At 61.4% G+C, this 11,264-nt stretch carries 6 protein-coding genes and 1 pseudogene; 2 read left to right on the forward strand and 5 right to left on the reverse strand.

The window, feature by feature from the left end:
• The first annotated feature begins 328 nt into the window (after positions 1 to 328).
• Positions 329 to 2,056, forward strand: coding sequence for a bifunctional protein-serine/threonine kinase/phosphatase (locus tag DC522_RS30645; RefSeq protein ID WP_116532267.1), 1,728 nt, complete (start codon positions 329 to 331; stop codon positions 2,054 to 2,056).
• Between the two features lie 287 nt (positions 2,057 to 2,343).
• On the opposite strand, the pseudogene DC522_RS30650 reads toward DC522_RS30645, so the two are convergent.
• A pseudogene (locus tag DC522_RS30650) lies at positions 2,344 to 2,729 on the reverse strand (transposase); the annotation flags it as partial.
• 87 nt (positions 2,730 to 2,816) lie between these two features.
• On the opposite strand from DC522_RS30650, the gene DC522_RS30655 reads away from it, so the two are divergent.
• Complete coding sequence (locus tag DC522_RS30655; protein ID WP_116532268.1) at positions 2,817 to 4,409, forward strand: alpha-amylase family glycosyl hydrolase; 1,593 nt, start codon at positions 2,817 to 2,819, stop codon at positions 4,407 to 4,409.
• A 731-nt stretch (positions 4,410 to 5,140) separates the two neighbouring features.
• Here the strand turns inward: DC522_RS30655 and DC522_RS30665 are convergent.
• The 4 genes from DC522_RS30665 to DC522_RS30680 all read right to left on the reverse strand — a co-directional run bounded on the left by DC522_RS30665 (position 5,141) and on the right by DC522_RS30680 (position 10,827).
• Positions 5,141 to 6,781, reverse strand: coding sequence for an alpha-amylase family protein (locus tag DC522_RS30665; RefSeq protein ID WP_116532270.1), 1,641 nt, complete (start codon positions 6,779 to 6,781; stop codon positions 5,141 to 5,143).
• Between the two features lie 116 nt (positions 6,782 to 6,897).
• The gene (locus tag DC522_RS30670) at positions 6,898 to 8,019 is read right to left on the reverse strand and encodes an SDR family oxidoreductase (RefSeq protein WP_116532271.1); all 1,122 of its coding nucleotides are present in this window, start codon (positions 8,017 to 8,019) and stop codon (positions 6,898 to 6,900) included.
• A gap of 204 nt (positions 8,020 to 8,223) precedes the next feature.
• Positions 8,224 to 10,011 (reverse strand): thiamine pyrophosphate-requiring protein, encoded by a 1,788-nt coding sequence (locus tag DC522_RS30675; RefSeq protein ID WP_116532272.1) that lies wholly within the window; start codon positions 10,009 to 10,011, stop codon positions 8,224 to 8,226.
• A 474-nt stretch (positions 10,012 to 10,485) separates the two neighbouring features.
• A complete protein-coding gene (locus tag DC522_RS30680) occupies positions 10,486 to 10,827 on the reverse strand; it encodes a hypothetical protein (RefSeq protein WP_116532273.1) in 342 nt (113 codons plus the stop codon).
• Between the last annotated feature and the right edge of the window lie 437 nt (positions 10,828 to 11,264).

The following is an 11,264-nucleotide window of genomic DNA, read 5'->3' on the forward strand; positions in this document are numbered from 1 at the left end:
GATGAGAGGCGAAGCGGTCCGATCGTCCTTGATCAGACACTTCAGCGGAGACACGCGACTTCGTTGTCGCGACCCGCGCTGTTCTCAAAAAAGTACCGGCTGCCTACTTTGTGCTCAAGGTCATATTTTGGGCACCATGGCTAACTTGTGGCCGACATGATGCTGGCGAAATGATCACCTTGGCCGACAGCACTTAACCCTGCGCTTGCGCCCGGAGGAAGGCGGAATGGGCCAAGGGCATTGGACATGCAGCGCCGTCGTGTCAGGAGTATCGAAAGGTGCATCACTTAACGTCGCACAGTGGCGTCGGGAAGCTCTAGGGGGCTGCATGTCTTTCCATCAGAAAAGGCCAGAACAGCTCAGTGTCGCTGCTGGTTACTCCACGGAACGGGGCCCACGCACCGACAATGAGGACTATTGCGCCTTTTTCGAAGGCACTCCCGCACAACGCATGCGCCATGGTGTGATAGCGGTGATCGCGGATGGGGTTGGTGGGGCAAAGGGTGGTCGCGTGGCGGCCGAGACCGTGGTACGGGGTTTCATCGACGGCTATCTCGGCCAGAGCGAACTTCTCGGCGTGCAGAAGAAATGCGCGCGTGCCATTGAGGCCATGAATCGCTGGATCCACGCGATCGGCCGCACCAATTCCGATCTCCAGGGCATGGCTTGCACATTGACAGCTCTGATCCTGCGCGGGCGTCAGGCTCACATCGTGCACGTCGGGGACAGTCGCCTTTATCGCCTTCGCCACCACCGCTTGGATCTTCTCACCAGGGACCACACGTTCAACGAATGGGGAATGCAGGGCGTGCTCCGACGGGCCGTTGGCGCCAGCGACAGTCTTCAGATCGATTATCTTGCCGAGCCGGTGCAAGTCCACGATCGCTATCTTCTCTGCACCGATGGAGTCCACGGATCCTTGTCTGAGCGGGTCCTTCGGGACGAACTGGCGCGGAGAGCCTCCCCTGACGAGACGGCTCGGGCCGTGACCGCCGCTGCCTTAGCGGCCCGAGGCAGCGACAACGCGACAGCACTTGTGCTTGACGTTCTCAACCTGCCGCCAGCGAGCCAGCCGGATCTTGAACTCGCTATCGCCGCCCAGCCCATTCTCCCTCCGCCCACGACCGGCACCGTCGTCGACGGGTTCGATCTTGAGGCCCAACTCTCGGATGGCCGCTACAGCCGCGTGTTTCGCGCGTACGACACGGTCGCGAAGCGCCCCGTGATCCTGAAATTCCCTAAGCCGATCCATGGTGCCGATGTTGTCCTCCGGCAGGCCTTTGTCAGGGAAACCTGGATCGCGGCGCGCGTGCGAAGCCCCTGGGTCGCAGAGGTTCTCGATATCCCGCCGGAGCGCCAGACCCGTCTTTACTCGGTCATGCCGTTTTACGCCGGAGAAATCCTGGAGGCTCGACTACAGCGTTCGCCACAGATTTCCCTTGCTGAGGGTTTGACGCTCGCAACCAGGCTGACAAAGGCCGTTGCCGCCCTGCATCGGGCTGGCATCGTGCACCGGGACATCAAACCGGACAATGTGATCCTCGAACAGGAGGAGAATCGGGCGCAACCCGGCTTGAGGCTCATTGATCTCGGCGTTGCACGTGTCGACGGGATGGACGATTTTGCCTTGGAGCATGCACCCGGCACTCCAAGCTACATGGCGCCCGAACTCTTCACCGGCGCTCCAGGCGACGAGTTATCGGATCAGTTCGCGGTTGCAGTCACGATCTACCGCCTGTTCAGCCGAGCCTACCCGTACGGCGAGATTGAGCCGTTCTCCCGGCCCCGGTTCAGCAAGCCCACTCCACTGACGTCACACCGCCCAGACCTTCCAGCCTGGCTGGATCAGGTTCTCGCTCGTGCCCTTGCGGTTTCGCCGCGCGAGCGTTTCGGCGATATCCTTGAGCTGGCCTTCGAACTGGAGCATGGCTCAGCACGGGCTCTGCCGACCGTTCTTCACCGCAAACCACTCTATGAACGTAATCCCGTGCTCGTCTGGCAAATAGTCTCGGTTACTCTCGCCGTCCTGCTCTTTATGAGTTGGGCTTTCAGGTAGCTTTTACTATGCCGTACTGGCTCCTCGGGAGGATCACCCGCCCGCATTGAGCAGGAAACTCATCAGGTGAAGCAGCGCGACGCAATGGCCTTACTGGGATGGGGGTCATGTCAGTTGGAGCGGGATCAGTGATATCCTCAATCCATGTGAGTGCCTTCACGTCCTGTGGAAACCCAAGTGTCGGAATCGCAAGAAGTACGCCGGCACCGTCAAGTTGTCTGAGAGAGATGCATCGATCCACGGCTCATTTCTGGATCATGCGGCACTCGCATTCCAATCACCTCAGCTCAGACCTGAAAGGCCCAAGCGCGGGCAAGGCGATGATCGGCAGCATTAGCAGAGTGACGGAAGAGGTTTGCACTTGATCATGAACCGAGAGAAAGCGCTGCGCCTGCCCGGCCGACTTGAAGCGCTTCATCATGCGCTCCCGTCATCTGGCGGGTTGATGACTATTCTCCACGCGGTTGTTCAAGCCCCGATGCTGCCGATGCTCTACGCTTGGCATCACAGCTTTCCTTGCAGCGGCGTGGCTCGCCAGTTTGTCCGTGATCATCACGCGCGGTGCCACGCCCTGCCTCGTGAGCAACTTCCGGACTAGACGCTTGGCTGCTTTCACATTGCGACGGCTCTGGACCAGGATGTCGAGCACGGTCCCATGCCGGTCCACGGCCCGCTCAAACGCAGGAACAGATCGGCGCCTGGCGAATTCGCCTTTCGTTGCCTCTCCGACGGACCTTCCTCCAGCAGTGGAGCCACCCTCATGCCTGAAACCACATGGTGGAAACGCGGCGTCGTCTATCAGATCTATCCTCGCTCGTTCCAGGACAGTAATGGTGACGGGATCGGCGACCTGAATGGTATCCGCCAGCGTCTCGATTATCTCACGTGGCTCGGGACCGACGCACTCTGGATCTCACCGATTTACACCTCGCCGATGGCCGACTTTGGCTATGACGTAGCCGATTATTGCGGGATCGACCCGATCTTCGGCACCCTTGAGGATTTCGACCACCTCATCGAAGAGGCCCATGCCAAAGGACTCAGACTTATTCTGGATTTTGTCCCCAACCATACCTCGGATCAGCATCCTTGGTTTCAGGAGAGCCGCTCGTCGCGCGCCAACTCGAAGCGTGACTGGTACATCTGGCGCGATCCCGCTCCGGATGGAGGTCCGCCCAATAATTGGATCAGCAATTTCGGCGGACCTGCATGGGAATGGGACGAAGCCACGGAACAGTACTACTACCATGCCTTCCTGAGGGAGCAACCCGATCTCAACTGGCGCAACGCGGAAGTGCGCAAGGCCATGTACGATGCTCTGCGCTTCTGGTTGAACCGCGGCGTCGATGGCTTCCGGGTCGATGTGATCTGGCATCTGATCAAGGATGCGGAGTTCCGGGACAATCCGCCGAACCTCGGCTTTCAGCCGAACCAAGCCGAGATCAACCGCTTCCTCCAGGTCTATTCAGCCGACCAGCCGGAGGTGCATGAGGTGGTCAGCGAAATGCGGCGCGTGCTCGAGGAATACCCGGAACGGGTGCTCATCGGGGAAATCTACCTCCCGCTGGAACGTCTCGTGGCTTATTACGGACAGGATCTTTCAGGTGCCCATCTGCCATTCAACTTCCAGCTCATTCATACGGCTTGGAATGCGCGCGAGATCGCAGCCCTCATCAACGAGTATGAGGACGCGCTGCCCGAAGGCGGCTGGCCGAACTGGGTCCTCGGCAACCACGACCAGCCGCGTATCGGCGCTCGGGTCGGCCCAAGGCAGGCGCGGGTGGCCGCCATGCTGCTTCTCACCCTCAGGGGCACGCCGACCATGTATTACGGCGATGAGATCGGGATCGGCAAAGTCGAGATTCCACCGGAGGCGGTTCAGGATCCCTGGGAGAAGAACGAGCCTGGACTTGGGCTAGGGCGGGATCCGGAAAGAACCCCGATGCATTGGGACGGCTCAGCTCAAAGTGGATTTACGCGCGGCCGGCCCTGGCTTCCGCTCGATCCGAGCTTCCCCTCCTGCCACGTGGAGGGGCTTCGCAATGAGCCGGCCTCCATCCTGATGCTTTACCGGCGCCTGATCGAGCTGCGGCGGCAGCACCTAGCCCTCAGCATCGGCCGCTACAAGCCGATTCCGACGGAAGGCGATGTCCTGGCCTACGAGCGGCAGCACAGGACAGAGCGTTTCCTGGTGGCGCTGAACCTCGGGCAAAAGCCGCACGCTTTCCCGCTGCCGGATGGAAGAACAGGACGGGTGCTGCTGTCGACCTGCCTGGACCAGGGCGAGGAAACGATTGGAGCGCAGGTCAACTTAAGGCCCGACGAGGGGCTCATCATCGCGCTCCAAGAATGAGAGCTGTCCGCACAGCCCAGCAACGTCGAACAGTTCGTAGAGGCGCCATCGGTGAAGCGCCTCCCTGCCCTCCGCTATTGTGTGCCTCCGCCGTGACGCAGCCGAAGCTGGGACCTAGTTCGAATGTGCGGGTCCTCCTCACACGGCCAGGCTTCGTCCGGGCTGGCTAGAGCTGCTTCCATTGGCATGGAATCAGCGCTCTTCTTTGCTCTGCTGCATTTTGAACGGCGAACCGGATCCACTTCACCGAAAAATGCTCCAGCCTGGAAGCAAAGCGCAACGGCGGGAACTCGACACTGTGCTGGGGATTGCCCATCCGAGAGAGCCAGTCGGAGTGCCATTCGTATGCCAATTCCTCTGCCGAATCAGCCCTATCCGGAGCCGACGCCAGCCGACCCCAATCCCGCTCCCGTCAGCCCACCCACGCCGTCCGAGACACCGCAGCCCGAGCCGGTTGGGGTGCCACCGACGATCCCTGGAGATCTTCCACCGCCCGGGGAGCCCGTCGGCGTGCCTCCGACCAATCCGCCGGAGATCCCTAGCACGCCGACAACTCCACAACCCACCGCGTGACTTGCCTCATGGGAGGGACGAAACAGGAGTTCTCTCCGACCGCGACTGCGGTGCCGTCTTGCAGCTGGAGCTGTTTCCATATCGATGGAAACAGCTCTCTTCTTTGCCCTGCCGCATTTTTTGAACGGCGAACCGGATCCATTTCGCCGAAATATGCTCTATCGCCGCTCACCGTGCGCGCGGAACCACCGATAGCCATAGGGGCTGAGGTGGATCGGCTCGGAGGCATCCCGCATGGTCCGGTCATCTTCATCGCAGAAAAGCGGCCGCAGCCGGCTGACTTCATCGAGCGACACCTGCACTTCGACAGCATGATCTGCAAGATTATGGACAATGAGGACGGTCTCTCCATGCCAGTCGTATCGCAACGCAAGCACGCTCGTTTCGGATGTCTCGAGCACCCGGCACCTGCCCCAGCCGATTTCGGGGCACGCGCGCCGCGTGCGGATGAGCCGCTGCAATGTGCTCATCAGCGAACCATCAAGATCGTGCTGCGCCACAACGTTGACGCTCCGGTAGTCGAACGCTCCACCGGAGACGACGGGCCGCACGAGTTGCTCCGATGGCGCGGTCGAGAATCCTGCATTGCGCTCATCAGCCCATTGCATCGGCGTCCTGACCGAGTTGCGCTCGGCGAGAGAAAGATCGTCTCCCATCCCGATCTCGTCGCCGTACCAGAGCACCGGCGTCCCTGGCAGGGCGAACATGAGACTGAAGGCCTGTTTGAGCCGCTGTTCATCACCGCCGAGCATGGGGGCCAGACGTCGTCGGATGCCGCGCCCATAGGCCTGCATCTCAGGTGCAGGGCCAAAGGCTGAGAAGACCTCGCCACGCTCTGCATCCGGCAGCCGGCCGAGATCGATTTCGTCATGGTTGCGCAAGAAGCTCGCCCATTGGCTCTTCAGAGGAATGGCTGGTGTCTGCGCCATCACGCGGCGGATCGGCTCGGCATCTTTGCGCGCCAGCGACAGAAAAAGGTGCTGGTTCAACATGAAATTGAAGATCATGTGCAGGCGGTCACCTGATGGCCCGAAATACTCGTTCACCTGATCCATGGTGATGTTGGCTTCCGCCAGCAGCATGGCTTCCGCGCGGCGCCAGGAAACAAAACTCCGCAATTCATTGAGATAAAGGTGAGGATCGTCTTTCGGCCTCTCTTCCTCTGGGACGCCGCGGTACTCGATCAGAAAAGGAACGGCATCGAGCCGGAACCCGGAAACGCCGAGTTGCAGCCAGAACCCCATCACCTTTTCAAGTTCCTCACGCACCTCCGGATTTGCGATGTTGAGGTCGGCCTGGTGCTTGTAGAAGCGATGCATGTACCACGCCTGGGCGGCCTCGTCGTAAGTCCAGGTCGCATCCTGCACGCCGGGAAAGACAGCGCCCTCATGGATGTCCTTGGGCTTTTCCTTCGACCAGACGTACCAATCGCGATAGCGCGAGTTCGGATCACGCCGGGCCTCCTGGAACCAGGGATGATCGATCGAGGTGTGGTTCGCCACGAGGTCGACGATGACCCTGAGGCCCCGGTCATGGGCAGCGTGCGTGAACGCAACGAAATCGCCGAGGGTGCCCAGCCGGGGATCGACGGCGTAGAAATCGGTGATGTCATAGCCGTTGTCGCGGTTCGGCGTCGGGTAAAAAGGCAGGAGCCAGATACAGGTCGCGCCCAGAGCCTCGACGTGATCGAGGCGGTCAGCGAGACCAGCGAAGTCGCCGATACCGTCCCCGTTCGAATCCATGAAGGTTTCGACATCGACGCAGTAGATGACGGCGTTCTTGTACCAGAGGTTGAGCATCGTGGACTACCTTGTGCACCGTGCGGAACCGAAGGGCCGCTCCACGCGCTGCGCTCCTCTCAAAAACGAGCATCGGATTGATCCCAGAAGTGGTGTCCACTTTTCCGCACGATGCTCTAGCCGATCATGCGAGCGGCGCGCTCCCGCTCGGGCAGGCGACGCGTGTCCGCCACGATGCCTTTTGTGCCCAAACGCCATGCGATCGTCATGGCACCGGCGACGCAGCCGAGGGCAACCGCCGCGAGGATGCTACGCGCCGTCGTGCCTGAGACCGAGAGCACATGCTGGCGTGAGCGCGAGCCGAAGCGTCCACGGGCTCCCGGATCGCCGGGCGGCACGTCGAACAGGTTGCCGTCGCGAGGCATTGCCGGCTCGTCCGTCATCTGCCCTTCCCAGGCTCGACGTGCCATCATGCGGTCGAGAAACCCCGGCGCCACCATGGTTCCAAGGATCGCCTGGATGGTGGGGCTGCCGACCCACATCTCGCGCGGCGCTTCCAAGGCTGCCCGCATGATCGCCTCGGCCACAGGCTCCGGCTCGTGAATCGGCCCCACAGGCTGCAGCCTCCGGGGCAAGTGGCTGCGGGCCCAATCGAATTGCGGGGTATCGACGGCGGGCAGTTGCACCATCGTGAGACGAACCCGGCTGCCCTCGTGCTGCAATTCGCTCCGCAAGGAATCCGTAAAGCCGCGCACGGCGAATTTCGCTGCGCAATAGGCCGACTGCAATGGAATGGAACGATAACTGAGCGCGGATCCGATCTGGACGATGGTCCCCTTATTCCTCTCCCGCATGTGACGGAGAGCGGCCAGCGTGCCATGGACCTGTCCCAGATAGGTGACATCCGTCACCCGGCGGACCTCGTCAGGGCTCAGCTCTGTCGCAGGACCGAAGACCGACGCCATGGCATTGTTGATCCAGATGTCGATGCGTCCCCAAGTGGAGATCACCTGCGCAGCCGCGCTCTCGACCGCGTTCGCATCAGCCACGTCGGCGGCAATGACAAGCGCTTGGCCGCCCGCCTGCTCGACCTCCCGGGCCGCGCTCGCGAGGCGTTCTCGCCCACGGGCGATCAGAGCGACCCGCCAGCCGTCCCGCCCGAACGCAATGGCCACTGCGCGACCGATTCCTGCAGATGCTCCGGTGACCACGACAACCGGATTCTTCCTCCTGGACCCGGGCCCTGTCGCAGGTGCCGATGGATCGGTCCGTTGCCTGTCGCGAAACTCGTCAAACACCGCCGCCCCTTGATCTCGTGAGGATGCCTAGAGCATCGGACGTGAAAAGTGGACCTGCACTTTTGGGTCCGATGCTCTCTCTTTAAACAGCGCATCATTTGGTGCGACCCGAAGGTCCGCGCGATGCGTTAGCAGTAAAAGAGACGATCACTTGGCGGGTTCCATCGACACCTATCCGGGTCGAGGAATTCAAGTCTCTCTCCTTCACTCCTTCGACGGCAGGATCGATCCGACGAGGCCTCGCGCCGTATTGACGATCACGCTTCCGCTCTCCGGGTCTCCTTTGGCGAGTGCGCCCATGAAGTGGCGGGCCTGCTTCAACGTGATATGGGGCGGCAGCGGCGGCACGTTCGGATCCGTCACCATGTCGAGCACGAACGGCCTGTCGGCCGCAAGAGCCGTCTCCCACGCAGCGCCAACCTGCTCCGGATCTTCGACCCTGATCCCACCGAGCCCGATGGATCGCGCGAATTCGGCATACGGCACGTCAGGAAGCGCCTGCGAGGGTTCCCACTTCGGGTCTCCCGTCTGGACGCGCTCCTCCCATGTCACATAGGCGAGGTCATGATTGTTCAGCACCATGACGACCAGACGTGGATCGATCCACCGCTCCCAGTACTTCGAAATCGTGATGAGTTCCGTCAGCCCGTTCATCTGCATCGCACCGTCGCCCACGAGTGCGATCACGGGACGGTCGGGGTGGGCGAACTTTGCCGCGATCGCATAGGGCACGGCGCATCCCATCGTCGCGAGGGTTCCTGAGACCGAGCCCATCATTCCGCGCCGGAAGTGGAGATTTCGCGCATACCAAACCGTCGTGGTGCCGCTGTCGGCCGTCACGATGCAGCCATCCGGCAAGCGTTGCGAAAGTTCCCATGCAACGCGCTGCGGGTTGATCGGCTCTGCGGGGGCCAGGGCCATTCCGCGGATCTCCTCCTGCGAAGCGGCGACGCCGGCCTCGATCGTCTCCCGCCAGGACCGATCCTGCTTTTCGTTGAGCAGCGGCAGGAGCGCCGCCAGCGTTGCGGCGGAATCCCCCAGAAGGTTGACCTCCATCGGGTACCGCAGCCCCAGCATGCCTGCATTCCTGTCGATCTGGACCCCTCGGGCCTTCCCTTCCTCAGGCAGGAACTCCACGTAAGGAAAGCTCGATCCCACCATGAGGAGAGTGTCGCAATCCTGCATGAGATCCCAGCTGGCCTTCGTCCCCAGAAGACCGATCGATCCGGTGCAGAAGGGAAGATCATCCGGAACGGCAGCCTTTCCGAGAAGCGCCTTGGCAATCCCGGCCCCGAGCCGCTCCGCGACGGCCACGACCTCGTCCGTCGCCTGAAGGGCCCCCGCTCCGACCAGAATGGCGACCCGTTCGCCCGCGTTGAGCACCTCCGCAGCGCGGGCCAGAGCCGCCGCGTCGGGAACGACGGGCGATAGTTCGATGCCGGTTCCCGAGTGAGTCATGCCGTGCTCGTGCGCAGGCTGCTCCATGGAAGCCAGCTGAAGATCGCTGGGAAGGATGATGCAGGTGACGCGACGCTCGCTCTTTGCAATGCGGTAGGCCCGGTCGATCAGATGCCGCACCTGGGCAGGCGTCGACGCCGTCTCCACATAGGCGCCCGCGACATCCTTGAAGAGGGACTGAAGGTCGAGATCCTGCTGGTAATGGGACCCGATCGCCGATCGGGCCTGCTGCCCCACAAGGGCCAGCACCGGCTGATGGTCCAGCTTGGCGTCATAGAGACCGTTCAGAAGATGGATCGCGCCCGGGCCGGACGTTCCGATGCAGATGCCGACTTCGCCCGTGAATTTTGCATGGGCGCAGGCCATGAGACCCGCCATCTCCTCGTGCCGGGCCTGGATGAAGTCGACAGCGCCTTCCAGTCTCGCAAGAGCACTGACCAGACCGCCGATCCCGTCTCCCGGGTAGCCATAGACCCGACGCACGCCCCATGCCTGCAGGCGCTGCCAAATGAAATCCGCGACGGTATCTGCCATCATGCCCTCCCATCAGGTTCGAACCGTCAACCTTTACAGGTCGGGGAGAGTTGCCTGTCGCCGTCTCTGAGCCGCCGCTTCATCAAAGAGGCAACTTAGATGATTTCGCTCGTTGAAAAGGTGATTCCGCAGCAGCCTCCCGGCAACTCTTTCGTTAAAGCTCCGCTTGCGGTTGGAAGGTCGCTTTCGGATCACGAACGGTGGTTCTGATAGGGCTCCTAAAGGGGTTTCTGTCGCAAACCCGGACTGGAGCCTACATGACGGGAGCGCCTCTTGCTCGGCGTTTATGCAGCGAGCTGCTCGCCCTGCCCCTGTGGCCGAGGCGGCCTGACAGCATCAACGGCTCAGGTTCTGAAAAGGTCGCCGATGGGCGGCCTTTCTCCTGCCCGGCGTGAGGCATTCACTTCGCGTATGCCAGCTCGCATGCGAAGGCGCCAGCCTCTCACTCGCGAGGAGAGGCTGGCGAAATAACTCTCACCAAGCTTGCTGATGGACCTGAACCGGTCGAGCCCCAGAGCTGGCATCTGGTGTCGCGATCATGCCGCGATCAATGGCCTGCTCCAACACGGCCGCGACGGCAGTCTCTTCTCCAGCACGTACGCCGCCCTCGGCGGATGATACAGCCGGGACAGTCAGAGTACGAATATCGAAGCGGAAGGGGTCGGAAGCGTAGGTCCCATCTGGAGAAGTCGTGAAGATATGGGACGAGGGTGGATAGTTGACGGGATCATCGAACTGATATGTGCGATAGATCTTTACCCCTTCGTATTCCAAAAACGCCTCAGGAATGGTGACGTCCGTGGACTGAGTGGTCATGGTTACCCCTTCCTTATTGTTTAGTTTAGACGGGCCTGTTTAGCCGCGATAGAGGCGGAAATGCGGCGGTGTCCCACGAAACCCGGCTCTAAACCACTTGCCGGCATTCGCTCTCCTGCCTCGAGAAGGCAGAAAATGCTCTCGTTCTACTTCCCAAGCGGGATGATGGCGCCGTGAAGATCTCAGATAATAGGAAGGCCGCCTACGGATCGGCGGCCTTTTACTTTTCCGGGCAATGGGGTTCTGCCTAGAGCCTCGGACCCAGAAGCGCAAATCCACTTTTGGGTCCGATGCTGTAGCGAATAGCCGGGTCCACTTTTAAGCACGATGCTCTCAATGAAAAAGCCGGGCTGCAGGGCGGCCCGGCTCTGTGGGTTATCTGTTGGTCAGAGGCCGGCGAGGCAGACATACTTGAGTTCGAGGAAGCCCTCGAGGCC

Source organism: Microvirga sp. KLBC 81, assembly GCF_003075415.1.
Classification (GTDB): Bacteria; Pseudomonadota; Alphaproteobacteria; order Rhizobiales; family Beijerinckiaceae; genus Microvirga.